This window comes from Haladaptatus ordinarius (assembly GCF_054177595.1).
The window spans coordinates 1-26,478 of sequence record NZ_JBPEHH010000035.1; the positions used below are offsets into that span (position 1 = coordinate 1).

General features: G+C 63.1%; 32 protein-coding genes. 15 read left to right on the plus strand and 17 right to left on the minus strand.

Features of this window, described 5'->3' with window-relative positions:
- Nucleotides 1-108: 108 nt before the first annotated feature.
- Together ACR3FF_RS14020 and ACR3FF_RS14025 are read right to left on the minus strand one after the other, a co-directional pair.
- Complete coding sequence (locus tag ACR3FF_RS14020; protein ID WP_458188702.1) at nt 109-1,521, minus strand: zinc ribbon domain-containing protein; 1,413 nt, start codon at nt 1,519-1,521, stop codon at nt 109-111.
- Complete coding sequence (locus tag ACR3FF_RS14025) at nt 1,518-2,696, minus strand: thiolase domain-containing protein (RefSeq protein WP_458188703.1); 1,179 nt, start codon at nt 2,694-2,696, stop codon at nt 1,518-1,520. The genes ACR3FF_RS14020 and ACR3FF_RS14025 overlap by 4 nt, the downstream gene beginning before the upstream one ends.
- A gap of 191 nt (nt 2,697-2,887) precedes the next feature.
- Here ACR3FF_RS14025 and ACR3FF_RS14030 point away from each other — a divergent pair, with 191 nt between their 5' ends.
- Nucleotides 2,888-3,619: a GNAT family N-acetyltransferase gene (locus tag ACR3FF_RS14030; RefSeq protein WP_458188704.1), complete on the plus strand. Its 732-nt coding sequence runs from the start codon at nt 2,888-2,890 to the stop codon at nt 3,617-3,619.
- 100 nt (nt 3,620-3,719) lie between these two features.
- Here the strand turns inward: ACR3FF_RS14030 and ACR3FF_RS14035 are convergent, their stop codons facing one another.
- Entirely contained in the window at nt 3,720-3,926 is a 207-nt protein-coding gene (locus ACR3FF_RS14035; protein ID WP_458188705.1) for a dodecin family protein, read from the minus strand.
- Between the two features lie 466 nt (nt 3,927-4,392).
- Between ACR3FF_RS14035 and ACR3FF_RS14040 the strand changes: the two genes are divergently transcribed.
- Complete coding sequence (locus ACR3FF_RS14040) at nt 4,393-5,574, plus strand: redox-regulated ATPase YchF (protein WP_458188706.1); 1,182 nt, start codon at nt 4,393-4,395, stop codon at nt 5,572-5,574.
- Nucleotides 5,575-5,595: 21 nt separating this feature from the next.
- Complete coding sequence (locus ACR3FF_RS14045; RefSeq protein ID WP_458188707.1) at nt 5,596-6,246, plus strand: NUDIX hydrolase N-terminal domain-containing protein; 651 nt, start codon at nt 5,596-5,598, stop codon at nt 6,244-6,246.
- A gap of 27 nt (nt 6,247-6,273) precedes the next feature.
- Here ACR3FF_RS14045 and ACR3FF_RS14050 read toward each other — a convergent pair whose 3' ends face one another.
- Entirely contained in the window at nt 6,274-6,909 is a 636-nt protein-coding gene (locus ACR3FF_RS14050) for a type 1 glutamine amidotransferase (protein WP_458188708.1), read from the minus strand.
- A gap of 62 nt (nt 6,910-6,971) precedes the next feature.
- Nucleotides 6,972-7,880 (minus strand): alpha/beta fold hydrolase, encoded by a 909-nt coding sequence (locus ACR3FF_RS14055; RefSeq protein ID WP_458188757.1) that lies wholly within the window; start codon nt 7,878-7,880, stop codon nt 6,972-6,974.
- A 54-nt stretch (nt 7,881-7,934) separates the two neighbouring features.
- On the opposite strand from ACR3FF_RS14055, the gene ACR3FF_RS14060 reads away from it, so the two are divergent.
- Together ACR3FF_RS14060 and ACR3FF_RS14065 are read left to right on the plus strand one after the other, a co-directional pair.
- Nucleotides 7,935-8,084 carry a hypothetical protein gene (locus ACR3FF_RS14060; RefSeq protein WP_458188709.1) on the plus strand — a complete coding sequence of 50 codons (150 nt, stop codon included), beginning with the start codon at nt 7,935-7,937 and terminating at the stop codon, nt 8,082-8,084.
- Nucleotides 8,085-8,312, plus strand: a complete 228-nt coding sequence (locus ACR3FF_RS14065; RefSeq protein ID WP_458188710.1) for a hypothetical protein — start codon at nt 8,085-8,087, stop codon at nt 8,310-8,312. It begins immediately after the preceding gene.
- On the opposite strand, the gene ACR3FF_RS14070 is transcribed toward ACR3FF_RS14065, so the two are convergent.
- The 7 genes from ACR3FF_RS14070 to ACR3FF_RS14100 form a co-directional block, all read right to left on the minus strand.
- A complete protein-coding gene (locus ACR3FF_RS14070) occupies nt 8,313-8,741 on the minus strand; it encodes an NUDIX hydrolase (RefSeq protein WP_458188711.1) in 429 nt (142 codons plus the stop codon). It abuts the gene before it with no gap.
- Nucleotides 8,742-8,787: 46 nt separating this feature from the next.
- Nucleotides 8,788-9,234, minus strand: a complete 447-nt coding sequence (locus ACR3FF_RS14075) for a RidA family protein (protein ID WP_458188712.1) — start codon at nt 9,232-9,234, stop codon at nt 8,788-8,790.
- A 53-nt stretch (nt 9,235-9,287) separates the two neighbouring features.
- Entirely contained in the window at nt 9,288-10,139 is an 852-nt protein-coding gene (locus tag ACR3FF_RS14080) for a UbiA family prenyltransferase (protein WP_458188713.1), read from the minus strand.
- A 353-nt stretch (nt 10,140-10,492) separates the two neighbouring features.
- Nucleotides 10,493-10,690, minus strand: a complete 198-nt coding sequence (locus ACR3FF_RS14085; RefSeq protein WP_458188714.1) for a hypothetical protein — start codon at nt 10,688-10,690, stop codon at nt 10,493-10,495.
- Nucleotides 10,691-11,044: 354 nt separating this feature from the next.
- The gene (locus tag ACR3FF_RS14090) at nt 11,045-12,166 is read right to left on the minus strand and encodes a pyridoxal phosphate-dependent aminotransferase (RefSeq protein WP_458188715.1); all 1,122 of its coding nucleotides are present in this window, start codon (nt 12,164-12,166) and stop codon (nt 11,045-11,047) included.
- An 85-nt stretch (nt 12,167-12,251) separates the two neighbouring features.
- On the minus strand, nt 12,252-12,425 hold the full coding sequence (locus ACR3FF_RS14095; protein WP_458188716.1) for a hypothetical protein: 174 nt from the start codon (nt 12,423-12,425) through the stop codon (nt 12,252-12,254).
- Nucleotides 12,426-13,121: 696 nt separating this feature from the next.
- Nucleotides 13,122-13,868 (minus strand): proteasome assembly chaperone family protein, encoded by a 747-nt coding sequence (locus tag ACR3FF_RS14100; protein WP_458188717.1) that lies wholly within the window; start codon nt 13,866-13,868, stop codon nt 13,122-13,124.
- Between the two features lie 107 nt (nt 13,869-13,975).
- Between ACR3FF_RS14100 and ACR3FF_RS14105 the strand changes: the two genes are divergently transcribed.
- The gene (locus ACR3FF_RS14105) at nt 13,976-14,881 is read left to right on the plus strand and encodes an RsmB/NOP family class I SAM-dependent RNA methyltransferase (protein WP_458188718.1); all 906 of its coding nucleotides are present in this window, start codon (nt 13,976-13,978) and stop codon (nt 14,879-14,881) included.
- A complete protein-coding gene (locus ACR3FF_RS14110; protein WP_458188719.1) occupies nt 14,878-15,405 on the plus strand; it encodes a DUF7122 family protein in 528 nt (175 codons plus the stop codon). The genes ACR3FF_RS14105 and ACR3FF_RS14110 overlap by 4 nt, the downstream gene beginning before the upstream one ends.
- Here the strand turns inward: ACR3FF_RS14110 and ACR3FF_RS14115 are convergent.
- A complete protein-coding gene (locus ACR3FF_RS14115; protein ID WP_458188721.1) occupies nt 15,402-16,904 on the minus strand; it encodes a DUF790 family protein in 1,503 nt (500 codons plus the stop codon). The genes ACR3FF_RS14110 and ACR3FF_RS14115 overlap by 4 nt on opposite strands.
- A gap of 76 nt (nt 16,905-16,980) precedes the next feature.
- Between ACR3FF_RS14115 and ACR3FF_RS14120 the strand changes: the two genes are divergently transcribed.
- On the plus strand, nt 16,981-17,367 hold the full coding sequence (locus ACR3FF_RS14120; RefSeq protein ID WP_458188723.1) for a hypothetical protein: 387 nt from the start codon (nt 16,981-16,983) through the stop codon (nt 17,365-17,367).
- Here ACR3FF_RS14120 and ACR3FF_RS14125 read toward each other — a convergent pair whose 3' ends face one another.
- Both ACR3FF_RS14125 and ACR3FF_RS14130 read right to left on the minus strand, forming a co-directional pair.
- A complete protein-coding gene (locus tag ACR3FF_RS14125; protein ID WP_458188724.1) occupies nt 17,368-18,699 on the minus strand; it encodes a DEAD/DEAH box helicase family protein in 1,332 nt (443 codons plus the stop codon). It lies immediately after the preceding gene.
- A gap of 23 nt (nt 18,700-18,722) precedes the next feature.
- Complete coding sequence (locus ACR3FF_RS14130; RefSeq protein WP_458188725.1) at nt 18,723-19,481, minus strand: DUF2797 domain-containing protein; 759 nt, start codon at nt 19,479-19,481, stop codon at nt 18,723-18,725.
- A 165-nt stretch (nt 19,482-19,646) separates the two neighbouring features.
- Between ACR3FF_RS14130 and ACR3FF_RS14135 the strand changes: the two genes are divergently transcribed.
- The 4 genes from ACR3FF_RS14135 (at nt 19,647) to ACR3FF_RS14150 (ending at nt 23,060) form a co-directional block, all read left to right on the plus strand.
- Nucleotides 19,647-19,883, plus strand: a complete 237-nt coding sequence (locus ACR3FF_RS14135; protein WP_458188726.1) for a hypothetical protein — start codon at nt 19,647-19,649, stop codon at nt 19,881-19,883.
- A gap of 171 nt (nt 19,884-20,054) precedes the next feature.
- Nucleotides 20,055-21,149: a S8 family peptidase gene (locus tag ACR3FF_RS14140; RefSeq protein ID WP_458188727.1), complete on the plus strand. Its 1,095-nt coding sequence runs from the start codon at nt 20,055-20,057 to the stop codon at nt 21,147-21,149.
- A 141-nt stretch (nt 21,150-21,290) separates the two neighbouring features.
- Entirely contained in the window at nt 21,291-22,481 is a 1,191-nt protein-coding gene (locus ACR3FF_RS14145) for a S8 family serine peptidase (protein WP_458188728.1), read from the plus strand.
- Nucleotides 22,482-22,727: 246 nt separating this feature from the next.
- A complete protein-coding gene (locus ACR3FF_RS14150; RefSeq protein ID WP_458188729.1) occupies nt 22,728-23,060 on the plus strand; it encodes a BsuPI-related putative proteinase inhibitor in 333 nt (110 codons plus the stop codon).
- 8 nt (nt 23,061-23,068) lie between these two features.
- On the opposite strand, the gene ACR3FF_RS14155 is transcribed toward ACR3FF_RS14150, so the two are convergent.
- Nucleotides 23,069-23,998: an NAD-dependent epimerase/dehydratase family protein gene (locus ACR3FF_RS14155; RefSeq protein WP_458188730.1), complete on the minus strand. Its 930-nt coding sequence runs from the start codon at nt 23,996-23,998 to the stop codon at nt 23,069-23,071.
- Nucleotides 23,999-24,086: 88 nt separating this feature from the next.
- On the opposite strand from ACR3FF_RS14155, the gene ACR3FF_RS14160 reads away from it, so the two are divergent.
- Entirely contained in the window at nt 24,087-24,632 is a 546-nt protein-coding gene (locus ACR3FF_RS14160) for a tRNA (cytidine(56)-2'-O)-methyltransferase (RefSeq protein WP_458188731.1), read from the plus strand.
- 115 nt (nt 24,633-24,747) lie between these two features.
- The gene (locus tag ACR3FF_RS14165; protein ID WP_458188732.1) at nt 24,748-25,746 is read left to right on the plus strand and encodes a D-2-hydroxyacid dehydrogenase; all 999 of its coding nucleotides are present in this window, start codon (nt 24,748-24,750) and stop codon (nt 25,744-25,746) included.
- A gap of 62 nt (nt 25,747-25,808) precedes the next feature.
- Here ACR3FF_RS14165 and ACR3FF_RS14170 read toward each other — a convergent pair whose 3' ends face one another.
- The gene (locus ACR3FF_RS14170) at nt 25,809-25,961 is read right to left on the minus strand and encodes an HVO_A0556 family zinc finger protein (RefSeq protein WP_458188733.1); all 153 of its coding nucleotides are present in this window, start codon (nt 25,959-25,961) and stop codon (nt 25,809-25,811) included.
- An 89-nt stretch (nt 25,962-26,050) separates the two neighbouring features.
- Between ACR3FF_RS14170 and msrB the strand changes: the two genes are divergently transcribed.
- A complete protein-coding gene (msrB, locus tag ACR3FF_RS14175; protein ID WP_458188734.1) occupies nt 26,051-26,449 on the plus strand; it encodes a peptide-methionine (R)-S-oxide reductase MsrB in 399 nt (132 codons plus the stop codon).
- Nucleotides 26,450-26,478: the final 29 nt, after the last annotated feature.

Here is a 26,478-nt window from a genome sequence, read left to right on the forward strand (position 1 = left end):
CGAGTACCGCGCCCTCCTCGATGAAATCTTCACGAAATTGACCGACCGACTGAGTTTCGCAGGCTCGTGGATTGAGAATCATCTCAGCGGATTCATCCAGAAGTTACGTTAATCACTATCGGGCTGAATCTTGAACCCGTATCTCGTCACACCTTCCTGCGTGTAGATTCGGCGCATCGTCGTCGCAACCCGATCTCCGTTCTGGAGACTTCCGGTGTCGGTGCCGGTCACCTGCGCGGGGGCGCTCGCCACTTCGCCGTCCAGCCCGTCCAGCGCGACGACGGCAACGTCGAAGTCGCCCGACTGGGCCTGCTGTTCGGCGAACTCCGGCGGTGCACCGCCCTGCGAGATGGTCGTCACGGCTTCGACAGTCCCCGTCCCGGTCAACTGGACTTCGTCGTACTCGACCAGCGATTTACAGCCGTTGCACGCCCCTTCGGGCAGGAAGTTCAATGTGCCGCAATCTGAACATCGCCCGGCGAGCAGTCGGTGACGCTGGTCCAGTGTGCGCCGCCACGAGGGGACGCTGACGTAGGCACCACCGCCACTCGGTGGGCCGGAGGTGAGTTCGCCGCGCTTGCGGAGGTACTCGGCGTAGGTGATGGACTCGTCCCCATCGAGCGCCATCGACACTGGTACCTCGTCGGCCTCCACGAGCAAGGCGTCGGCACCCGCTCCGCTTCCGAACGACGCGGCGAGAATTCGCTCGTGACCCTCCTGGAGGGCTTTCGCCAGTCCCAGCAGGACGCTCGCCGCGCCCGTGTCGCCGAGTTCGTGGACGAGCGTTCCGGCTCGAATCTCTTCGGTGGTGACGCCGAGTGCGCCCGCCGCACGATAGGGGAGTTTCCCGTCCGGGGACTGAACCGCGGCGGCGTCGACGGCCTCGAACTCCAGTCGTTCGACCGCCCCGGCGAGCGTCTCGGAGAACGCACGCCGGTCGTAGCCGGTGACGCCGAGGCCCTCGACGGTGTCGTCGCCGGTTCGGCGGAAGCGCGTTCCGGGGAATTCGCTCGCGTACTCGGCCTGCTGGACGACGCTGGCGGGGCCGTCTTCTGCGAGGACGAACGCCGCCGCCCCCGCACCCGCGGCGTGGTCTTCGGCCGAGTCGGGGTCGCCGCGCGGGCAGTCGGCAGCGACGACCAACCCGACGCCGTCGTCCCACGGCCCAGCCGTCAGTCCGGCGGAGAGTGCGCGGGTTCCGGCCCGGGTGATCCCCGTGAAGACGTGTCGTGTCGCGTCGTTCGGGACGGAGAGCAGTCCACCGAGTCGAGCGGTCAGGTCTTCTTCGGCCACTGGCGGGGTGGTCGACGCGAACGCGAGAAATGCGACGTCCGGATTCCCGGCGGCGTCGAGCGCCCGGTCTCCCGCCTCGTAGGCCATCGTCAGGGCGTCTTCGTCGGCTTCCGGAACTGCTTTCTTCTCGATTCCGGCGGCGTGGAACTGTCCCCAGGCCTCGCGGAACTCGTCCGCCGAGATGCGGAATCGCGGGGCGTAGGCTCCGACTGCGACGACGTTCGTCATTCGGCCACCTCCCCTGTTCGTTCTAGCACGTGTACCACGGCCGCGCCACCGCTTCCGCCGACGTTGTGGGTCAGACCGCGAGTCGCGCCCTCGACCTGCCGGTCGCCCGCCTCGCCGGAGAGTTGTTTGTACGCTTCGACCAGTTGTCCGACCCCCGTCGCGCCGATGGGATGGCCTTTCGATTTCAACCCGCCGGAAGTGTTGACGGGGAGGTCGCCGCCGAGTTCGGTCGCGCCGGATTCGACGAGCGTTCCGGCCTCGCCGGGTTCACAGAAACCGAGGTCTTCGTAGGCCAGCAGTTCCGCGATGGCAAAGCAGTCGTGGACTTCAGCGAAGTCTACCTCCTCGGGGGTGACTCCCGCCATCTCGTAGGCGCGCTCGGCCGCCTCGCGGGAGGCCGGAACCGAGGTGTACGAATCGCGCTGGAAGAGGCCGACTCGGTCGCTCGCAGCACCGACGCCCGCGATTCGGATGGGGTCATCGGTGTACTCGTCTACGACGTCTTCGCTGACCACGAACGCGCAGGCCGCCCCGTCGGTCGTCGGACAGCAGTGATAGAGCGTAAGTGGGTCTGCGACGACGGGTGCGTTCTGGGCGTCCTCCAGCGAGCACTCGAAGCCGAGGTGGGCGTGTGGGTTCTTCGCGCCGTTAGCGTGATTCTTGACCGCCACACGCGATAGCTGTTCGCCGGTCGTGCCGTACTCGGCCATGTGGGCGTCCGCCATCTGGGCGTAGACGCCCGCGAACGTCGTCCCCGAGAGGCGCTCCCACTCGGTTTCGCCGGAGACGCCGAGCCAGTACTTCGTCGCGTCGCTCGACGTGTCGGTCATGACCTCGACACCGCCCGCGAGGGCGACGTCCGCCATCCCGCTTTTCACGGCCTGTACCGCGTGTCTGCTGGCGAATCCGCTGGCCGCACAGGCGTTCTCGACGCGAGTGCAGGGGATGCCATCGAGGCCGACGTGTTCCGTCACCGCGGGCCCCGAGAGGCCGAGTTGTCGCCCGCCGACACCGAGCGTGCCGACGAACGCCTCGTCTACGTCGTCCGAGTCGATGCCCGCCGGGACGCTGTCGCAGGCCGCCTCAAAGGCGGTGCGAAACAGCGACCGATAGCTTTCGTCGGGGAACGACCCGAAATCCGTCTGGGCCGCGCCGACGAGATAGGCGTCTCGCATATCACGAACTGGCGGTTCTGCAGCCAAATAACTGCCGTCACTCACGCACGCCACGTTCGACGTCACCGTAGACGGGTCTCCCGACGGTCTCGACTCCGTCATCAGCCGAACGGTCGACCGTCTCGTGGTTCTCGAAACGAGCGTCGGGAGGCGTCGATAAAAATAAGTGCTGACGAGTGGTAACAGTCATCATGGAGTTCTCCGAGAAACTAGAGTTCGGCCACGAGGACCGCAAGCGAATCTACGAGTACGTGGAGCGCCACGGAACTGCGGACGCCGACGAGGTACAGAAGACCCTCCACATCGACCCGAGCGGGTTCCGCCACCACATAGCCATCCTCCGGCGCGACGGGTACATCTCGGAAGACGACGGCGTCCTGACCGTCGCGCTCGAAACCGGGGCGGAAGAGGAGTACGACACCGACGACGTGGCCTTCATCATCCGCCCCGCGCGCCAGGAAGACCTCTCGGGCATCGTCGGTGCGATTCGACAGGTCGCAGAGGAGGGAACCTACATCGTCGCCGAGAGCGTCGCCGACGAGATCGACCACCAGGAGGCGCTCCTCCGGCACAACGAACTCCAATCGCGGATGTTCTTCGTCGCGACCGTCGACGAAGAAGTTGTCGGGTGGGTCCACCTGAACGCGCCGGAACTCGACAAACTCAGCCACACCGCCGAGTTGACGGTCGGCGTGCTAGACGAGTACCGAGGCCACGGTATCGGCAGTCACCTCCTCGAACGCGGCCTGGAGTGGGCCGGTTCGAACGGCTACGAGAAGGTGTATCAGAGCGCACCCTCGACCAACCAGAACGCCATCGACTTCCTCGACGCCCACGGCTGGGAGACCGAGGCGGTGCGTCAGGGCCACTACAAGATAAACGGCGAGTACGTCGACGAAGTGATGATGGCCGTCAAGCTGTAACGTGCGACGAGTCGAGACTATTTTCGAGCACTGAGGCTCTTCGAACGCGCTTCGAAAACGGAGGCACTGTGGCGATTCGTCCGCCGACCCCACCCCCGAGCTACTGCTCGTGAACGGGGAACGCGACTTCGACCGTGGCTTTGTAGTCTACGATCTGGCCGTCTTCGACGTTCGCCGTCCAGTCTTCGACCTCGATGCCGTGAATGTCATCGATGGTCTGGTTGGCCTGTTCGACCGCCTCGCGTGCGGCGTCTTCCCACGATTCCTCGGAGGTACCGAGCACTTTGATTATCTTCACTGCCGTCATGGCACACGTTCTACGCTAGGATGGGGGTAGCGTTTTGTGGCCGGTTACTCGACCACCTCGTCGCGCGGGAGTGAACGCAGTGAACGGCGCGCGAGGGACGAGCGACGAAGGAGCGAGGAGGTTGGGGAGGCGTGTGGCGTCTGCAGGGCGGATGCGGTAGATTTGGAGCCGGCACTAGCTAGTGACTGCTCGGTTACGTCAGTCACTCCTATACCTCTGGTCAGTCCGTGTCGCTAGCTAGTGCTGACTCCAAATAACCACACCTCGTCCTCCCCAGCCTCCTGGTTCGCTCCAGCCGAGCGAACCTCGGCCGGGTTCTCGGTCGCATACGCTCCCGAGAACGTCGCTCACTGCGTTCACTCCCGCGCGCCGGGGTTTAGTGTGTGGATTAGCGTAAACGTATTCCCCACATGCCCTGCCCCGAAAAACCGAAAGGTAGTTCCACGATACCCTGATAGGAATACGCATGATTTCCATCGCGCTGGCGGGCAAACCCAACGCCGGGAAGTCCACCTTCTACAAGGCGGCGACGCTGGCCGAGGTGGACGTGGCGAACTACCCCTTCACGACCATCGACGCGAATCGCGGGGTGAGCTACGTCCGCACCGACTGCCCCTGTCTCGAACGCGAGGAGCGCTGTGGCAACGAGAACTGCCACGACGGAAAACGCTACGTCCCCATCGAACTCCTCGACGTGGCCGGACTCGTGCCGGGCGCACACCAGGGCAGGGGACTCGGCAACCAGTTTCTGGACGAGTTGACGAACGCCGACGCCATCCTCAACGTCGTCGACGCCTCCGGAGGGACGAACGAGGAGGGTGAACCCGTCGAAGTCGGGAGCTACGACCCCGTCGAGGAGGTCGATTTCATCGAAGAGGAGATGAACCAGTGGCTCGCGGGCATCATCGAACGCAACTGGGAGAGCGTCGAACGCCAGTCTCGCTCGCCCGGATTCGACATCGACGAAGCCCTCGCGGAGATGCTGACGGGGTTCGGTGCGACCGAACACGAAGTGGCCGCCAGCCTCCGCGAACTGGACTACCCCGACGACCCCCAGCAGTGGACAGACGAACACCGGGAGGCCCTGGCCCGCGACGTCCGCGCTCGAACCAAGCCCATCATCCTCGTCGCCAACAAGGCAGACGTCGCCCCGGAGGAGAACATCGAACGACTCCGCGAGACTGGCAAACTCGTTGTCCCCGCGACCGCGGAAGGCGAACTCGCACTCCGACAGGGGGTCGAGGCGGGCGTCGTGGACTACGACCCCGGCGACGACGATTTCGAGGTGGTCGGCGACCTGAGCGACCAACAGCAGGCGGGACTCGAACAGATTCGGACCGTCGTGCAGGAGTGGGGTGGCACGGGCGTCCAGGACGCCCTCGATTCGGCTGTGTACGACCTACTCGACCGAATCACGGCTTTCCCGGTGCAGAACGAATCGAAGTGGACGGACGGGCAGGGCAACGTCCTCCCCGACGCGTTCTTGCTCCCACGTGGTTCGACCCCACCCGACCTCGCCTACGCAGTTCACAGCGACATCGGCGACGGCTACCTCCACGCCGTAAACGCGAAGACGAACCGCGACATCAGCGACTCCTACGAACTCGAAGAGGGCGACGTGATAAAAATCGTCAGCACTGCGAAATAGACGCTGGTCAGAAATCATACGATGACGAACACAGACGGCGACACCACCGATAGCGACGACGAAGCCACTGGCGACGATACTACCGACGACGACTTCCTCGCTCTGCTCGACGAACTCCGAATCGTGGCGCAGGTCGGACTGGAGTACGCCGACAATCCCTACGACGAGGAACGCTACGAACGCATCCTGACGCTGGTCAGCGAGTGGTACGGTCGCTCCGTCGATCTGCCGCCCGAAGACGTTCGAGCACGGTTCGCCGAGGAGGTGGGCTACGTCACGCCGAAAGTGAGCGCCGACGCGGCCATTTTCGACGACGAGGGCCGGATTCTCCTTCAACTGCGTGCGGACGACGACACCTGGTGTCTCCCGTGTGGTTTCTCCGACCCAAACGAGTCGCCCCGCGAAACCGCCGTCCGAGAGACGCGAGAGGAGACCGGACTCGTGGTCGAACCACGCGAACTCGTCCAGATCAACACCCGAAAACCCGGCGAGTACGGCCCGAACTGTCTCGTTGTTCACGTCTACCTCTGTACGGTCACGGGAGGCGAGATGGAAGTCTCTCACGAAGGCACCGACGTTGGTTACTGGCCCATCGAGGACGTGCCCGTGTGGCACAAAGACCACGAGGAGATGGCTCGCGCCGCCTATGACCACTGGCACGGTTCGCGTTGATTTTCCTCGGACAACAGTGCGGCGAGTTCAGGCGTCCACCAATCGAACGAAATTCTCGAAGACTCGTTCCGAAGTCACGTCGTCGAACGACAGGTCGTTTTCGTGCCAGCCGAAATCCGCCGCAATCTGCGGGAGAAGTGCCGCCGTGAACTCCGGGTGGAACTGCGTCGTCCAGAGCGGGGCCGCCCGATGTCGAGTGGCGAACTGGTCGCAGTGGTCCGTCGAGGCGATCGTCTCCATCCCGTCACCGCGTTCGGTCACGTGGTCGCCGTGGACTGCCGGAACGACGGGGTTCACCCCCTCGAACAGCGGGTCGTCTTCGAGTTCTGCGCGCACCAGTTCCGCCGTCAGTCCGCGATGGTCGACCGTCCCGCCGAGAGCGTGATTGACCAACTGGTGGCCGAAACAGACGCCGAGCGTGGAAATCCCACGCTCGACCAACTGGCGTATCAGCGCGGCCTCCTCGTCCATCCACGGGTAGGTGTCTCGCTCGTACACTCCCGCCGTGCTTCCGGCGACGACGACGCCATCCACGCCCGAGAGGGAGGGTTGGCCGCCCTCGTTCGCGTAGTCGTAGACTCTGTGTTCCGGGAGATACGTCCGCATCTCACGGACGAAGTAGCGAAACGCCTGGTTCACCTCGTTTTCCAGCACGAGCAGCATCAGATGAACGTCGGTCTGAACCGGCTAAAATCTACTCCTGGATGGCCCCGGACAGACGAATCCTACTCCTGAAGGAACTCGACCAGTAGTTCGTTCACTCGCTCTGGCCGGTCGTTTTGCACCCAGTGGCTTGCGTCCGGCAGTCGCTCGATTCGGATGTCTGGCACCCATTGTTCCAGCCCCTCGGTCAACTCGATTCCGAGTGCGGTGTCGTTTTCGCCCCAGACCAGCAGTGTCGGTACCCGAACCACGGACGAACGTGCGGAACGGGGGGACGAGTCGCCTCGCGATAGGTTGTCGAACAGATTTCGGAGTTCGGTGCGCGCCTGTTCGCGGAACAGCGCCCGATAGTAGTCGATGGCCGCCGTCAACGCACCCGGCTGGGCTGCGGCTTCGACGTACCGCCGAACGTCGGCCTCGCTGAACGCATCGGGATTCTCGGTACCCTCCCGAAACAGCTCCTCGACGAGGCGATAGTTGCGTGCCGAAAGGAATCGTTCCGGAAGCCACGGAAGCTGGAAGTAGAACATGTACCACGAGCGCCGCAGTTGCACGGGATTGCGGAGTTCGCGTCGAAACGCCTCGGGATGGGGTGCATTCAGGACGACGAGTCTGTCGACGCGCTCGGGGTGACGAATCGCCGTCTCCCACGCGATGGCACCGCCCCAGTCGTGCCCGACGACGTGTGCAGTCTCCGCGTCGAAGTAATCGAGGAGTCCGAGCACGTCGCCGACCAGCTGGTCGAGTCCGTACTGTTCTACCTCGCGCGGTTTCTCTGAGGCGTTGTAGCCACGAAGGTCCGGCGCGACGACGTGGAAACCGGCCTCGGCGAGCGCCGGTATCTGTTCGCGCCACGAGTACCAGAACTCCGGAAAACCGTGGAGGAGTACGACGAGTGGACCCGAGCCAGCCTCGACGTAGTGGAGTCGGACCCCGTCGACGACCGCCTCGTCGTGTGTCGTCTCGGTCATTGCAGTCACTTGCGTACCGACGGTGTTTTCGTGGATAAGCGTTGACGTGTTCTCGTGTCCGAACCGTTCGTCGTTCCGCTGGCCGACGTGCAACCCAGCCAGTTGTATGTGAACGGGCTGAAACTGTCCCTGGTCACGCAGTGGTTCGACTTCGAGTCGCCTAACTACGACCCGCTTCCGGTTCGGAAACTCGACGACGACTGAATGCTGACCGACGGCCACACCCGCGCGTTCGTCGCCTATCTCGCAGGCGCGGACGAACTCCGCGTCGTCCGGAATACGGACGATGTCTCGATGCCGGCGTACGAACGATGCGTCTCGTGGTGCGAAGACGAAGGCGTGACCGACGTGTCCGACCTCGCGGGGCGCGTGGTCACGAACGAGACGTTCGAGGAGCAGTGGGTCGAGCGATGTCGCTCGCTCGAAGTCTAATCAGTCGAGTATCCGGCCGAGATAGTCGTCCATATCTCGCGCGAGGGTCGACGCGTCGGGGCGAATCCAGTAGTAACTGTAGACGATGCCTTCGTCTTCGCCGTCGCCGGTGACGGTGTGTCGCCACTCGTCGCAGCTCTCGTCGGCTTCGAGATGGAAGAAGTGACGACGGTAGGCTTTCGGCTTCTCGTGGTGCTCCCACACGTCCGTCGTAATCGAGCGAACCGACTCGAAATCGGTTAAGCCACTCTCCTCTCTTACTTCCCGGATGACCGCCTGCCGGGGGTCTTCCCCGTCTTCGATGGTTCCTTTCGGCACCTGGACGCCGACGTCCTGGTTCGCGTGTTCGAAGACGAGCAGTTCTGTCTGTGTACTGGCGCGGGTAACGTAGGCGTATGCTTTCTCCGCAGTTACTGGAGGTTCGTTCACGGGTATATCCCCAAAACGACGAGGAGTGGTGTAAACGTTATCTCAGTCAGGTGTCCGATTCGGTCAGCGTCTCGGTCTCCCACTCGTCGTCCGGGATTTCGGCTTCCACCTCGATCTCGACCACAGCGCCGTCCACGAGGGATGCGACGCCGACCATCGTGCTCGCGGGGTAGTGAGGGAGTTCAAAGAGCGCCGAGCGAACCTCGTGTATCAGCGTCCGGTTTTCCGGCGTCAGCACGTCGTCTCGAACGAAAAATCGCAGCGACGTCACGTCGTCCATCGAACCGCCGAGGTCATCGCAGACGACTTCTCGGACGTATTCGAGCACCGTGCGCGTCTGGTCTTCGAGTCCGCCTTCGGGCCAGAGTGCACCCGAGAGGACGACCTTTCTGTACCCCTCGCGGTGGGTGACGACGCCGAGCGAGGATGCTGTCGTGTCGAGTTCGTCGGAGTCGATGTCGGCGTACTCGGGCGCGAGAACTGTCTTTTTCATACGGGCGTTATTGTTATCACTTTGATAAATATGCGCCGGTCGGGCCGGGAATATCAGGAGAGTGGTCGGAACCAGACCGCTGCCAGAAGAAGTGCCAGAAAGACGTACGACCCGCGGATGAGCAACATCGTGGCGAGTTCCGGCCCAGTTCGACGTGCGACTCCGCCGACGACCGCGAACGCCAGCACCGCGATGAGGGTGCTCGGCGGGAAGATCCGCGTCACCGCGAAGCCGAGCACGCCGAACAGGGCAAGCGTCATGAGCGCGTACGCGGCAGTTCGAGCGCGTTCGCGCCCGAGCACGACGGCGACGGTTCGTTTCGAGATGGAGCGGTCGTACTCGTAATCCTGTGCGTCGTCGATGACTTTCACGCCGGAGAGGAGGAGAAGGAAGACGACGGCGAACGCGAGCGCGACTGGTGCGAGCACACCCGTCTGGGTGTAGTAGCCGCCGAGGATTGCCAGCGAGATGCCGAGGGGATATCCACCGGTCGCGGTGACCGGATGCATGTCGAGTTGCGGTGCGTGGAAGTAGCCGATGAACCACCCCGGGAGCGTGATGAGGGCCGCGCCCGGCCCGACGACGACCCAGAGTCCGACCAGACAGGCGAAGAACGCTACGGTCGCGCCAGCGAGGAGATATCTGCACCCAGTCGCCGTGAGCGGGTGGTCGTCGTCCTCACTCCGGACGTAGAAATCGACGTAGCCGTCTTTGACGTGAGCCGTGTAGACCGAAGCGAAGATGGCGGTCATGTGGAGCGCACCCGTCAGAATCGAGAAGTGCCCGGCGAGCATGCTCCCGAACCACGACGCAGCAATCGGTGGAAGCATGAACACCGGATGCACTTGTGAGGTGATAGCGCTGATAGCAGGAACTGCGCCGGTACCGCGGCGCGAGATGGGCATATGATCCAATCACGTGGGGAGAGAAGATAAAATCTCAGGCCGGCGGGAGGAGCGCAAAACGAGTGTTCGAAAAGAAAGGTCAGTTACCGGTCCGCGGTTCCGACGGTCGGGCACTGCGTCGTCTCCGTCCGTCTCGTTCCGGTGGTGAACCCGTCAGTGCCAGTGGTGAACGTGCCACCGTCTGTGCGAGTGGTGACGGTTCCCGTCGTTCCGGTCGTGTCGAACCCGTCAGCCGTGGTGTCCGTCGTCCCAGTCGTATCGAACCCGTCAGTCGTCCGGGTCGTTCTCGTCGTTTCCGTTCGATTACGGTCTGTGGTGGTGAGCGTGTCGTTCGTCCCGACCGTGGTCCGGGTCTAGTCCGTCCCGACCGTGGTCTGCATCCCGCCGAATCCCCCGTCTGTCGTTCCGACGGTCGGGCACGGATTCGTCGTATCCTGGTTCACGTGGACGCCTCCGGCGAACGGGACTGTGTGCCCACCGACGACGCTCAACAGAGATGCGGCGACGACGACAACAACGAGGGTAGTCAGCGCTGGTGATGAGTTGGTCATGTAGTAGCGAAAAACGAGCGTGGGGAACGTCAGTAGGGACAGTCGTTTTTTCCGTTTATCCGATTCGTTAACGGTGTTCGACACCCGTGAGTGGGCGTCCACTGTAGCAACAGAGGAAATCTATCGCTACGACTCAATCTATTCTCGATTACCGACTGGAACACGTCTCACTCCGCTCTTTCCGCGAGTAGTTCTCCATTCGAGAGACGTTCCGGAACTGCCACCCGGGAACGGAGGGAACGAGCCCCGTCTCGACCGATGGTCGCCGTCTTCGTCGTGTTCGCTCGGTCGAAAAAACGAGAGTTACTCTCGTGTGAAACACGTCGACGCGGACGGACGTTCGTACATCACCGATTATCGAACCGCGCGCGCCGCGTCGCCCATGATTTCGAGCGCTTCTTTGATCTCCTCGATGCCCGTCGCGTAGGAGATGCGGGCGTAGCCAGCGCCGTTCTCGCCGAACGCCTCGCCGGGGACGACGATGACCCCGCGCGAGAGCACTTCGTCCGCCCACCCATCGGGAACTTTCGGCATCGCGTAGAACGCGCCCGAGGGAGTCGGCGTTTCGAGTCCGATGTCGGAGAGCCCATCGAGGAGCACGTCGCGGCGCTCCTCGAAGGCGGTTACCATCTCCCGGACCGGGTCCTGTGGGCCGGAGAGGGCAGCCTCCGCGGCGAACTGCGCCGGGGCGCTCGCACAGGCCTGGACGTACTGATGAACCCTGAGCATGCGCTCAATTCTTCGCTCGCTCGCCGCGACCCAACCGAGTCGCCACCCCGTCATCGAGTAGCTCTTCGAGCAGGCGTTGACGACGACGACGTTGTCCGTCTCGGCGAATTCCATCGGCGAGTAGTGGTCGCCGTCGAAGACGATGTGTTCGTACACCTCGTCGGTGATACAGAGCACGTCGTGTTCGTCCGCGATACGGGCGAACTCGTGGACGTCTTCCTCGCTGGAGACCGCACCGGTCGGGTTGCCGGGACTATTGACGACGAACGCGGCGGTGTCTTCGGTAATCGCCTCCTCGACGGTTTCGGGGTCGAGGGTCAGGTCCTCGCGGACCGGCACGGGTTTCGGCGTCCCGCTAGCGATGTGGGTCAGTGCGTCGTAAGCGACGAATCCGGGGTCGGGGAAGATGACTCCTTCACCCGCGTCGACGTGCGCCTCCATCGCGAGGTGGAGGGCCTCGCTCCCGCCCGCCGTGGCGATGAGGTTCTCCGGAGGGACGTCGAGGTCGTTGTCTCGCTCGTGTTTCGCGCTGATGGCGTCCCGAAGTTCTGGAAATCCCTTGTTCGGCGTGTACGCGTCCGTTTCACCTGATTCAATGGCGTCGAGGGCGGCGCGTCGAGCGTGGTCCGGTGTCGGGAAGTCGGGTTGCCCGATACCGAGGTTGATAGCGTCCTCGCCCGCGGCCTCGAACACTTTCCGAATCCCACTAATCGATACCTGCTCGACCCTGTCCGAGAAGCCGGTCATACACCCCAAACGACGGAACGTGGGGCGATAATTCTTCTCCTCTTGGGACGAGCGATTTTACCATCCCTCGTCTCTCCCGATTCGACTACTCGACCTGTGAGCGAAGCGTTTCGACGTGGTCTTCGAGCACGGAGAGAGCCGCATCGGCGTCCATGTAGCCGTTGTCGTACTCGGAGTACACCTTGTCCACGTCGCGGAGGAACTGCTGGAGGTCGACGGTTTCGGCGTCGGTCGTGTCGCTCGCATCAGCGTCGGTCATATCTCCGAGGAGGCGATTCGTGCTGAAAAAGACGACGGCTTCGAGGCACAGATTCGCCTGCCGTCGTGCTGTCGCAGGTAACACGACCGCCAGGAGTCAGCAATCGACACCACCGCCGGAAATCTGCTGGCGACACGACCGCCAAGATTCGCCCGCCAACGCAACCGCCAGAAACCGGCTTTTCTGTGCGGTCGAGAACACTACAGCACAGCAGGAGGCGCTAGGGCAAAACACCGCAACCGCATGCGGACGGACGGCCAGAACCGCCGGGGCGCCCGTCCTCGGCGTCCCCGTGCCTCCCCGGTGTGCGTGCGCCTGAGCCAGCGGTCGGCGAAGGCGCACGCACTGCGCGACCAGAAAGCGACTGGATAGCTTGCCGCCGCGCTGTAGCAGACGACACAACCACCGGAAGTCAGCAAGCCACACAGCCGCCAGAAATCGGCCGGTGACACAACCGCCAGAGGCTAGCACACTCTCGGCGAGCGAAGGAGCGACGCGACTGAGCGAGTGGGCCGACGAACCCCCGAAGGGGGTGAGGAGTGTCTTCGTGAGCGACGCGAGCGAATGGCTCGGAAGTCGCACGCCCGCGGAGCGTCAGCGAGCAGGAACGTCTTCCGGTGCTTTTGATGAACCTTTTACGACGGTCGAGGGGGCGCGGTCGCGCGCGACCGTCGTAAAAGGTTCGTCGTAAAAGGTTCAGTGGAACATCCGGAGCGGTCGCGCCTGCGAACTCTCCTCGTCTTCGGCTTGCTGCATGCGCTGGGCGAGTTCTTCTTTCTGCTGGCGGATGTCTTCTGCGCGGTCTACGAGGTCGTCCGTGTCCACCTCGATGCCGGCGATCGGGGCGATACCGTCCTTGATGAGGACCCGGGCAGCCTCCGGGTCGGGAAACTGCGCGTCGGATTGAACGATGAGACCGACGGAATCGAGTTCCATCCGTCCGGCCTGGTGGAGGAGCGCACCGGTCGGTCCGCTGACCGCTCCCGTCTCCCGTGGCGTGCCGATGTCGTGTTCGTCGAGCAGGTGTCCTGCGTCACCGGTGGCGACGCCGTACATCTTGGGTACCTGGTCGGCCTTCTTCTGGCGTGGCAGGCCACTCAGGTACAGCGGCGTGGCGTCGAACGAATCGACCCACCCGGTGATACAACCCGCGAACTCCGAGGCGGTGGAGACCGAGATGGGAACGTCGCTTCTGAGAGCGACCAGATTTCGCTCCTCGTCGGCGTAGAACCGGACCGGCGGTCTGAGCGTTCGGTCGTCGGCTTCGTACACCGATATCTGTGGCACGCCTTCACAGTCCAGCGCCGCGAAGTAGGTCATGTCGAGTTCCTCGATGAGGTGGTCGGTAGCAATCTTCCCGACCAGCCCCAGTCCCGGCAGTCCCTCGACCAGCGTTGGCGCGTCCAGTTCTACGGCGTCGTCGACCACGTCGATGGTGCTCATAGGTGGTCATTCGGGCGGATTCGTCTTAAAAAGGAGGGGACGCGAGAAACCGAAGTTGTGGCGACGCTCCGAAACCCACAAACGCCTCTCGCTCACACTCCCGAGTAATGGATACACTGGAGCGCTACGAACCCATCCTCGACGACTTCGAGGCGTTTCTCGCCGCCTGCGAGCGCCCGCTTCCGTCGGTCGTCAGGGTGAACACCATCAAATCCGACCGAGAGCGAGTCACCCGCGCGTTCGACGCGGCGAACGTCGAGTGGACGCCGCGCGAGTGGAACGAGAACGTCCTCGAAATCGACGGCAGTCCGGGCAACACGTGGCCCTCGTTCCACGGGTGGACCCACGGACAGGAGGAGGTCTCCTCGATTCCCGCGTTCGTTCTCGACCCCGAACCGGGCGAGCGCGTGCTCGATTCCTGTGCCGCCCCGGGGAGCAAGACGACCCAACTCGCCGCACTGATGGACGACGAGGGCCTCGTCGTGGCGAACGACAGCAACCTCGGTCGCCTCTCGGCGCTTCGGTTCAACACCGAACGACTCGGCGTCACCTGCGCCGCGGTCACGAACCAGGACGCGCGAAACTTCTCGCTCAAGCCGTTCGACGGGCGGACGTTCGACGCCGCGCTCGTGGACGTCCCCTGCTCGTGCGAGGGGACGATTCGGAAGAACCCGACCGCGCTGGACGACTGGAGTCTCGACCACGTCGAAGGCGTCGCCGGCGTCCAGAAGGGCATCCTACGGCGGGCGGTGCAGGCCACCAGGGAGGGTGGAGAGGTCGTCTACTCGACCTGTACGTTCGCGCCCGAGGAGAACGAGGCCGTTCTCGACCACGTCCTCGCACGTGAAGACTGCCGACTCGTGGCGTACGACGTCGGCCTCGAATCCGACCCCGGACTCACCGAGTGGCAGGACGACGAGTACGACGAGAGCGTTCGAAAGGCGAAACGATTCTACCCGCATCATAACGACACGGGCGGGTTCTTCTGTGCGAAACTGGAGGTAGGGACGTGAGCGACGAATCGCACAGCGGCGACAAGACGAACGACGGACAGCGATTCGACCGCCTTCCAGCCACGTCTGAAGAGCGCGAAGTGTCTGGTCGGGCGACCAGACGGGAAGTCGTCGACTGGTGGGAAGAACGGTTCGGCATCCCGCCGGAGACGTTCGACGACTACACCTTCTGGGAGAAAGGGAAAGGGAAAATATGGGTGTTCTTCGGTGACCTCGAGTCGCCGGTCGGCATCGAGGCGCTCGGAATGACGTTCCTGCGAACGCGACAGAAACACTGGAAGCCCACGACGAACGCGGCTCAGCGATTCGGTCGCCACGCCACGAAGAACGTCGTCGAACTTGACCTCGAACGGGCGCGACGCTTCGCCCGCGGCGAAGACCAGTCGCTCGACTGGGACGGCGACTGGGGATATCTCATCGCCTCTCACGAACTCGCGGGTGAGGTGGAACCCCTCGGCGTCGGTCTGTTTCTCCACGGCGAACTCCAGTCGCTCGTCCCGCAGGGCCGCCAGCGCGACCTCTAACCTTTCCTCACCGTACCGCCACTCAGTCCGTCCCATTCGACGGAGTAGCCGAGTTTCGAGAGGACGGCACTGGCGTCGTCGATGCCCACGTCCGCGAGCGCCGACTCCACTGCCGAGTAGGCCATGCCGTCTTCGAATTCGTCGGAGAGGGCGGCGAGAACGGCCGGACGAACCAGCGTTCGGCCGACCCGCTCGTGTTCCGGAAACGACTTGTCTTCTATCGCATCCTCGCTCACCTCGTACTCGGCGGCCAAAGCGGCCAGCGAGACACTGTCGGCGTCCGGGGTAAGTTCGTCCGGGAGCGAGTCGGCGCTGTCAGCGACGAGGTCGGCCTCGTAGCGTCGGAGGGCGTCGCGTACGTCCTTGACGCGAATACTCCCCGAGTAGGGGATGGCGCGGTGGTCGCGCGCCGCGATCTCCTCGCCGACGCCGAGGGATTCGTCCACCGCCACGAGCAGTTCCACGTCCTCGACGGTGTCCAGTTGCGAGAGTTTCTTCTCGACGTATTCGGGGGTCCAGAAACCCATTATCTCGAAGAAGATGCGAAAGTCAGCATACTCGTAGTCGAACGCGAAGTCAGGAATCATCACCGCGGCACCTGCCTCGAGCGGTTCGGGTTCGCGTACGAGCGTCCAGTCCAGGTCAAGAGCCTCGAACCGGGTAGCGAACTCGCGTTCGACGCCGCTGTCGAACGACACGTCGCTCACGGGTTCCGTACCGGGTGGGCGTACGGAGTCGGCGTCGGTGAGGACGAGTTCGCGCTCGGTTCCGTAATCGTCGATGTCGGCAGTGAGTCGCCATTCGGACGGTTTCACGACTGTCCGGAGGAGACGCGCGAACCGCGTTCCGTACCGGCGCGTCGAGCGAAAGAGCGCGTCGGGGCCGGTGACGACCACTTCACGTCCGGCCTCCGTCTTTCGAATCTCGTACATCAATCGCAGGCGCTTTACGGCGGAGACGAGCGCCTTCGGGTCCGAACTCCGCACTCGGAGTTCGGTCGCGTCGAAGAGGGCCGTCTGGGCGAGCGAGAGGTTGTACTGGGCCAGCAGTTCGTCGGGGTTCCAGCGCGAGTCGAAGGCGGTGAGAATCTGGCGTTCCTCTAAATCGGCGTACAGCGACGTTACGATGTCGTCGGGAGTCGCGCCGAGACGCTTCGTCGCCCGCTGGAGGGCGGTTTCTCGGTCGGCGTCGCTGACGACGCCGACGGTCTCTGCCTCCTCGAACGTGATTTTTCGGGCGCGTTCCGGGACCACGGCGGCTTTGGTTTCGAACGTCGCTTCGCGTTCGAGTAGTTTCGCGAATCCCCGAACGAGTTTGAAATCCGGTGCCTCGGTTTCGAGGTCCGAGAGGGCAGCGTGGAGTTCGGAACGCGGTTCGCCGACGTGTCCCTGGTACGTGCCGAGGACGCGTGCGGCGAGGGGTCGGTGTTCGCGGCCCGCGAACTGCGGGTGATAGCCTCCCCCGGCGCGGGACACCCGGAGCAGGTCTTTCGTGAGCACGATTCACAGTACGACCGGAGAATACAAAAGGAATCTGAATGAGAAGATTCATTCCGGTTGACCAAGTGGAAAGAGTATGCGCAGACGAGAAGCCCTCCAACAGTTCGGACTCGTCGCTACTCTCGCCTCCACTGGCGGGTGTGCGGCTATCCTGCGCGGCGGCAGTCAGACCCCGAAAGACGGCGATAGGCGACGAGCGGGAAGCCTGAAAACCCAGAATTTCCGCGTCGAAGAAGGCGAGAATGGAAAACTCGTCATCGTCGCCACCGTGAAGAACGACGGCGAGAAGAAGTCGTCGGCGACGCTCAAAATCTCCGTCACCATCGACGATTCGGTTCACGAAAAACGACCGAAGGTGACCGTCCCTGGAGGAGAGGAAAAAGAGTTCTCCATCGTGATGCCGGTCGATTATTCGAGATACGAGAACGCATCGCGGACGAGCACCGACCTCAATCTGCAGTAACTATCGGCGTCGGTTCGCAACGCGAACTTCTGCGGTCTCTTCGCTCACAACTTCGTAGAGAATCGCCCGCCCTCCGTCTTCTTTTGCGCGTAAGATTCGTCCGAGTCGCTGCGTGAACTCGCGTTCGCTCCCGCTTCCGGAGAGGACGACTGCCACGTTCGCGTCGGGTACGTCCACACCCTCGTCCAACACGTTCGACGTGACGACGCGCGAGTACGCGCCGCGGCGAAATCGGTCGAGCACCTCGCGGCGCTCTTCGGTGGGCGTCTGGTGGGTGATGGCGGGGATGAGAAATCGCTCGGAGAGACGGTAGACGAGGTCGTTGTGTGCGGTGAAGACGATGATTCGGTCGTTTCGATGCTGGTCGAGAACGTCCGCGAGCGCCGTCACTTTTCCCTCGCTGTTCATCATGATATCTCGCGCACGTTGCTTGGCGAGGAGGGCGGCGCGGGCCTCCGGGTCGTTGCCCGACCGCTTGACGAGTTCCTGATAATCGCTTCCGCTCCGCATCTGGATGTTCGACCGGGCGAGATAGTCGGTGAAAACGTTCTGTGCCGTCTCGTAGCGGTCGCGTTCCTCGGGGGTGAGTTCGACCGACAGGCGTTTCACGTCGTAGGGTGCGAGATACTCGCCCGCGAGTTCGTCCACGTCGACGTCGAACACCTTCTCTCCGATGAGTTCGCTTACGACGTCGTGTGCCCCGTCGGGTCGTTCGAACGTCGCCGTCAGCCCCATCCTGGCCGGGGCGGCGAGCAGTCGTCCGATTTCACGGTAGCCCTCGCCGCCAAGGTGGTGTACCTCGTCGAAGACGACGAGACCGAAACGGTCGCCGATGTCGTCGGCCCGAAGGTAGGCAGAATCGTAGGTCGAGACGGTGAGGGCTTCGAGGCGCTGTTCGCCGCCACCGAGTTGGCCGATGGGAACGTCGAACTCCGTTTCGAGGATTCGACGCCACTGTTCGAGCAAGTCGATGGTCGGGACGACGACGAGCGTCGGCGTCTGGCAACGCTCGATAGCTTCGACACCGATGACTGTCTTTCCGCTTCCCGTCGGGAGTTCGAGGACGCCCCGTTTGCCGGCGTCGTCCCACGCGTCGAGGGCGTCCGCCTGATACCCTCGGAGTTCGTAGGCCGAGTGGAGCGGGGGGAGGTCCAGTAAGTCGAGGACGGAATCGTCGACCGTGACGCCGTCGAGTGCGTCGCGAATGGCGGCGTAGCGGAAGGCGGGGGCGCGGTGAGTCTTCGAACGTGGGTCGGATTCGGTGTACGGCACGTTGCGGTCGGTTTCGACCCGAAGAGTACCGTCCTCGAACGAGAGTGTCACGTCGGCCACACCGAACGTGGGGTGGGGACGACCTAAAATGTGCCGAGGCTCGTCTGAAGGCTTCTGTCGGTCGCGCCGTGTTCGAGTTCGTATCCCACCAGGTCGCGCATGTCGGTCGCGTAGGTCGTGCCCGCGCGTTCGAGCACGAGCACGCGGCCCTGCGTCCCGACGACGGTGCCGCTGGCCAGCGTCTCGTGGACGGGGGCGGAATCCAACTCGAAACCGTACTCGAACGCGAACGTCTCGAGAGGGTCGAACGAGGACAGAGCGTCTCGCCACGCCGCTTCGTCCACCGCCCGATTGAGGTCTCGAATCTTCGCGGGGACGCGGACGCGGTCGGTGAACGTCTCGGCGATTTCGGCTTCCATCTCGCGGGCGATTCGTCCGTCTTTCACGGTCCGGAGGTGGGCAGCGCGGTCTGCTCCTTGCTCGCGGAGGCGGGTTTGGAGTCGCCACTCGCGGGTGACGCCGACTTTGAACGTCGCGGGTGCGAACGCGGCGAGATAGATGGCGTGTTCTTCGTGACAGTCCATCTCGTCTTTTAGACAGGTTCCGGTACAGCGGGCACAGACCCACGTGCTCGTATGGGCCTCACAGTACGGCGTTCCGGAGCGGGAACAGGAGCGGTGGGTGTCACCGTCGAACGTGCCGGCGCAGTGGCGCTCTCCGAGGGTGTATTCGAGTTCGTCGCCGTCGACTAATCGTTCGCGTACGAGCGAATCGTCGTCGCTCACCAAGAGGGACGGCGGTCCATCTCCCGACACACCAGTTTCGTACCCGACGATTTGCACGAGGAGAGTTACGTTCCGCTCGATTGAAAGCCGTACCGATTGACGCGAGAACCCGATAATATCACATATACTATTTGTTTTGCCAACATGTTGATACATGATGATTTGGAGAAATTTGAAGGTAGGGGAAATCTTTTAATAACCAGTGGTTCGTATTAACATACCGTGCCGAACAGTGCCACAGGGAACACCGAGTGGGAGGTGGTCGAGGTGAAGGTCGGTTTCGATGGGTCGTCGGGTCGCGAGGCGGCGTTGGACTGTTTTGTGGAGGTCGTGAGTGAGTTCGAATCGCTCGACGTCGTTACGATTCGAGTCCCACGCGAACGTACGTCAGAGCTGGCTGCCCATACAGCGGTTCACTACGTCGAAGAAAACGAACGAGCGTTTACGCTCGACGATTGAAATGGCCGCTTCCGGAGTAAGGAGCGGTTAGAAACTTCTAATTCATAATTTAATTAAAATAGATTAGTAAATTATTTAAATTAGTACTAACTTATGATTAGTTGCATGGCAAGGAAAGCCAATGGTGTCTCGAGGCGGAACGTACTCAAACTGACTGGTGGTTCACTGGCAATGACGGGGGTGGCCGGACTCGCGGCGGCCAGCCCCGACGACACGGTCGAAGTCAACGTCGGCTTCGAGAGCGGACGTGGGCGCTCGGCGGCGCTGAACGCGGCGAGCGAGGTCGTTCGTGACTTCAATTCTATCGACGTCGTGACGATTCGGACGGCGAAAAAGGCCATCTCGGGGCTTCAGAACGACCCGAACGTGCGGTACGTCGAGGAGAACGGCACGATGCACGCCCTCGCGGAGACCGAACCGTGGGGCATCGAACGGGTGGACGCCGACGTCGCCCACCGCAACGGCGAGACCGGCGCTGGTGCCGACATCGCCATCATCGACACCGGCATCGACTCCGACCACCCGGACCTGCAGGCCAACCTCGGCGCGGGCAAAGCGTTCGTCGCCTGCAAAGGCGGTCCGAAGAAGTGTCGCTTTGCGTGGGACGACGACAACGACCACGGCACCCACTGTGCCGGAATCGCCGACGCCGTGGACAACAGCCAGGGCGTCATCGGCGTCTCCACCGAGGCGACGCTCCACGCCGTCAAAGTACTCGACAAGCGCGGTAGCGGGACGTACTCGGACATCGCGGCGGGTGTCGAGTACGTCGCCGACCAGGGCTGGGACGTCGGCAGCATGAGCCTCGGTGGCTCTTCGGGCTCCCAGACGCTCCACGACGCGGTCCAGTACGCCGTGAACAACGGCGTCTTCCTCGTCGCGGCGGCGGGCAACGACGGACCCTGTACCGACTGTGTCGGCTATCCGGCGGCCTACTCGGAAGTCATGGCCGTCTCCTCGACCAACAAGAGCGACGGTCTCTCGGGGTTCTCCAGCACCGGACCGGAGGTCGAAATCGCAGCACCGGGGTCGAACATCTATTCGTCGATTCCCGGTGGGTACGACACCTTCTCGGGAACGTCGATGGCGTGCCCGCACGTCGCAGGTGCGGCGGGTCAACTGATGGCCAACGGGTCGTCGAACACGCAAGCGCGTGATACGCTCAAGCAGACAGCCGAAAGCATCGGTCTCGCATCCAACGAGTCCGGTTCGGGCTTGCTGGACGTGGCGGCCGCGCTCGGTCTCGACTCCAGAGACGACACGTAACTCGTCGAAGTACGGCTATCACGGTTCATTTTTTGGACTCAATCAAGTCGATACGCTGGTGTAATTTACTTCCAATCTTTTTATAATATCATTATCCCACCCAATGATTATTTAGTTCTGTATGCCATAATAATAATATGCATGTCACGGAAAGCCAATGGTGTTTCGAGGCGGAACGTACTCAAACTGACTGGCGGTTCCCTGGCAACGGCCAGTGCGAGCGGTCTCGCGGCGGCCAGCCCCGACGACACGGTCGAAGTCAACGTCGGCTTTAGCAGTGAACGCGGCCTCTCGGCGGCGCGTGACGCCGCGACCGACGTGGTTCGTGAGTTCAACTCCATCGACGCTATCACGATTCGCACGAGCCAGAAAGCGGCGACGGGTCTGGAGAACAACCCGAACGTGCGCTACGTCGAGGTGAACGGCACGATGGAAGCCCTCGCGGAGACGCTCCCGTGGGGTATCGACCGCGTGGACGCCGAGGTGGCACACGCGAACGGTGATATGGGTGCAGGTGGTGACATCGCTATCATCGACACCGGTATCGACGACGACCACCCGGACCTGCAGGACTACCTCGGCACGGGCAAGGCGTTCGTCTCCTGTGGAAACGGCGGGTACTTCGGAAACTGCGCGTTCTCAGGAAACAGCAACTCGTGTAACGTCTCGTGGTCGGACGACAACGATCACGGCACTCACTGCGCCGGTATCGCCGCGGGCGACGACAACACCGAAGGCGTCGTCGGCGTCTCACCACACGCGACGCTCCACGCCGTGAAGGTGCTCGACTGTGGCGGCAGTGGTTCGTACTCGGACATCGCGGCGGGTGTCGAGTACGTCGCCGACCAGGGCTGGGACGTCGGCAGCATGAGCCTCGGCGGCTCCTCGGGCTCCCAGACGCTCCACGACGCGATTCAGTACGCGTACAACAACGGCGTCTCGCTCGTCGCGGCGGCGGGCAACGACGGGCCCTGTACCGACTGTGTCGGCTACCCGGCGGCCTATCCGGAGACCATCGCAGTCGCGTCCTCGAACAGCAGCGACGAACAGTCGTCGTTCTCCAGTCAGGGGCCCGAAGTGGACATCATCGCGCCCGGTACGGACATCTACTCGACCGTCCCTGGCGGCTACGACACCTTCTCGGGAACGTCGATGGCGACCCCCCACGTCGCCGGTGCGGTCGACATGCTCATGGCGAACGGCTACACTGCCCGTGACGCGGAAGACCAGATTCTAAGCACAGCCAAAGACATCGGCCTCTCGAGCAACGAGCAGGGACAGGGTCTCCTCGACGTGGCGGCGGCAGCGGGCTACGATTCGAGCGACAACTGACCACGAACTGCGGTTCCGTCGGCATTTTTTCGCATTCCCGTTCGACTACTCGATAGTTCTCCCCGGGTAGACGAACGACGGGGCACGAAGTGAGCTAAAGAGGACGGCCGGAGACGTCCGTCTGGCGAGCAACGAACGCTGGTCGGGGCTGCTCTACGTGGTGGCCCACTCGGGGTCTTCCAGCGATAGCACGCGACGCCTCGGGCGGGGCAACCTTTTCGAATCACCACGCCGAAACGGGAATCAATGACCCTCGAAAGCGACGTGACCGTAACGACGACGGATGGCACCGTCGAGTTCGAACTGACGGTCCGAAACCCGGACGCCGACCCGGTCGACGTGACCTTCCGAAGCGGTCTGGAGGCCGACTTCGCCGTGTTCGAAGGCGACAGGGAGGTCTGGCGGGCGAGTGCGGGGCGAATGTACACACAGGCACTTCGGTCGAAGACGTTCGACCCCGGTACCAAGGAAACCTACACCGAGGGGTGGGCCGACCCGACGCCCGGTCAGTACACCGTCGTCGCGACGCTCGAACTCGTGGAAGAAGACGTAGAAGCCCGAACGGATTTCTCGGTGTAGTTCGCGGATTACAGTCGTTCGAACAGTTGTTCGGCCGCCTCACGAACCGCCTCGTCGCTGCTCTGGGAGGGTTGCCAACCGAGCGCGGAGAGTTTCTCGATGGAGAGGCGCATCTTCGGCACGTCGCCGGTCCAGCCGCGGTCGCCGCCGGTATACTCGTACTCGGGGTCTACCCCCATCACGTCGGCCACGATGTCGGCGATGGTGTTGACGGACGTGGTCGTTTTCGTGCCGAGATTATAGGTGTTCATCGCGTCGTCTGCGTTCTCTACGACGTAGCGAATCGCCTCGGTACACTCGGTGACATGCATGTACGACTTCTCCTGGAGACCGTTGCCGAGAATCGTGAGTACGTCCGGATTCTCGTCGAGTTTCTCCACGAAATCGGGCACGACACCGGCACCGAAGCGCGGACCGACGATGTTCGCGAAACGGAAGTTCCACACCGTGAAATCGTAGGAGTGAGCGAACGTCGAGAGCAACGCTTCCTCGGAGAGTTTCGCCGCACCGTAGATGCTGATGGGTTCGAGCGGGGCGTAATCCTCCGGCGTCGGGCGGGGGGCCTCGCCGTAAACGGTCGAAGACGAGGTGTAGACGAGATTTCGCACTCCCACGTCGTCCATCCGTTCGAGGATGTTGTAGGTCATCTCGCCGTTGTCCTCGAACTGCGGGCGTGGGTCGTCGGTGTTGACGTACTTGTCCGCCGCCGCGAAGTGGAAGACTGCATCGAGGTCGCCGTCGATGACCTCCGCAACGGCAGTCTCGTCGGTTAAGTCTGCCTGCACGAACTCCGCTTCGTCGGGGACGGACGACCGAATCCCGTTGGAGAGGTCGTCTGCGACCATCACGTCGTTCGCTGCGACGAGGTCCGTGACCATCTGAGAGCCGACCAGTCCGGCACCGCCGGTTACCAGCACTCGCTTACCGGAGAGTTGCATGCACGAATCTGTGCAGGTAGCCGGGAAGTGTGTTCCGGTCTCTCGCGTCATCGAAACCCCCTAACTCCCCCGCCACCATCTCTCGGCCATGCAGAACGAACAATCGGTCACCGTCGTTCGGCTCGGCCACCGACCCGGACGCGACGAGCGGATGACCACGCACGTCGGTCTCACGGCCCGCGCGCTGGGGGCAGACCGCGTCGTCCTCCCCGACAACGCGGGGAAATCGCGCGACACCATCGCGGACATCACCGACCGGTTCGGCGGCCCCTTCGAAGTCGAATGCTCCGGGAGCCAGAAGGCGCTCATCCGAAACTGGGAGGGCCGCGTCGTCCACTTGACGATGTACGGCGAGCGGATTCAGGACGTCGAAGCGGACGTTCGAGCGGCGCACGCCGACCGACCGCTCCTCGTCGTCGTCGGTGCCGAGAAAGTCTCGTTCGACGTGTACGAGGCCGCCGACTGGAACGTCGGCGTGACGAACCAACCGCATTCGGAGGTCGCAGGGTTGGCGGTCTTCCTCGACAGGTTGTTCGAGGGGCGAGAGCTGGACAGAGAGTGGGTCGACGCAGACCAGCGAGTGATTCCGAAACGAACCGGGAAACGAGTGGAATCGGTCAAAAACGAAGAGTAGACGGTGGCACAATCTGACCGAACCCGACCGCTGGAACCGGTCGACACGATCGCCTCGAAACGAGAATCCCGACGAACCTGCTGGAGATAAGTGGCCCGGGCGAACACCACCACACATGACCGACGACCCTTCGAACGACGACGCGACCGACGGTTCTTCGGACGCACTGACGGTTCTCGTCCTCCGGCGTGGAACCCACGGGATGCCCATCACCGAGTACGTCGCGGAGCTCCGAGAACGGCTACCGGAACACGAGATTCTCCTCGCCCGAACGCCGGACGAAGAACGCGAGCTAATCGCAGACGCCGACGTCGTGACTGGCATGACCATCGGAGAAGAACTGCTCGGCCACGCCGACGACCTCCGTCTGTTCGCCTGCGCTTACGCCGGAACGGGCCACCTGCCGCTCGACGCGCTCGAATCAAGGGAGGTGGCGGTGACGAACGCCTCCGGGGTTCACGGGCCGAACATCGGCGAGTACGCCCTCGGGGCCATCCTGACGTTCGTCCGGGGTTTCCTCCGAGCACGACGCCAGCAGTCACGGCGAGAGTGGCGGCACTTCCAGGCGGGAGAGTTGCAGGGGAGCACGGTGACCGTGGTCGGGATGGGTGCCATCGGCCAGGCGGTCGTCGAGCGTCTGCAGGGGTTCGGCGTCGAGACAGTCGGCGTGCGCTACTCGCCCGAGAAGGGCGGCCCGACCGACGAGGTGTTCGGCTTCGACGACGTTCACGACGCACTCGCCCGCACCGACTACCTCGTGCTGGCCTGTCCGCTGACCGACGAGACGCGCGGGCTCCTCGACGCTGCGGCGTTCGACACCCTCCCGCCGGACGCCGTGCTGGTGAACGTCGCACGGGGCCAAGTGGTCGAGACGGACGCGCTCGTGTCGGCACTCCGTGGCAACGGGATTCGCGGCGCGGTGCTGGACGTGACCGACCCGGAACCGCTGCCGGAAGACCACCCGCTCTGGAACTTCGAGAACGTGCTCGTCACGCCACACAACGCCGGGCACACGCCCGAGTACTACGCTCGGCTCGCGGACATCGTCGCCGAGAACGTCCGGCGGATTTCGAAATCCAGTCGGACCGACGACCTCGAAAACGGGGTCGTGTAGACGGGGCTCGATTACTCACTACCGAGTACTACCGTCGAAAAAATCCGCGTCCGAAAGTTGGCTTACCAGAGCTGTGCGGCAGGTGTCTCGCAGTCGTCGCAGACGGCTGCTTCGTTGCCTTTGTACGTTCCGCGTTTCAGTCGGCCGTCGTGACACCAGTGGCATTCTCGTCCTACGAGGCGTCCGATGACGCTCGACTCAGTCGTCGAACTCATATCTCGATTCGAGATTCCGCCCCCCGCGCCATGAACTTGCTGGCCCACCTTGCAGGCAGTTTATCCTTCAGGAGCCGCTACGAATCAGTATGAGCGAACGAACCGACCTTCCCGAGAGCGAAGCGGAGTGGCGCGAGCGACTGAGCGACGAAGAGTACCGCATCCTCCGCGAGCAGGGAACCGAACGACCGCACACCGGCGAGCATCTCGACCGGAAAGACGACGGCACCTACGTCTGTGCCGGCTGTGGCGCGGAGCTGTTCGACTCGGACACGAAGTACGACTCTCACTGCGGCTGGCCGAGTTTCTACGACGTGCCCGACGGAAACGTCGAGACGCGAACCGACACCAGCCACGGGATGGTGCGAATCGAAGTCGTCTGTGCGACCTGCGGCGGGCATCTGGGCCACGTCTTCGAGGACGGCCCGGAACCGACCGGGAAACGCTACTGTATCAACAGCGTGGCGCTCGATTTCGACGAAGAGTAGTTCGCGAGGGCTCGACGAGAGCCAGTCGA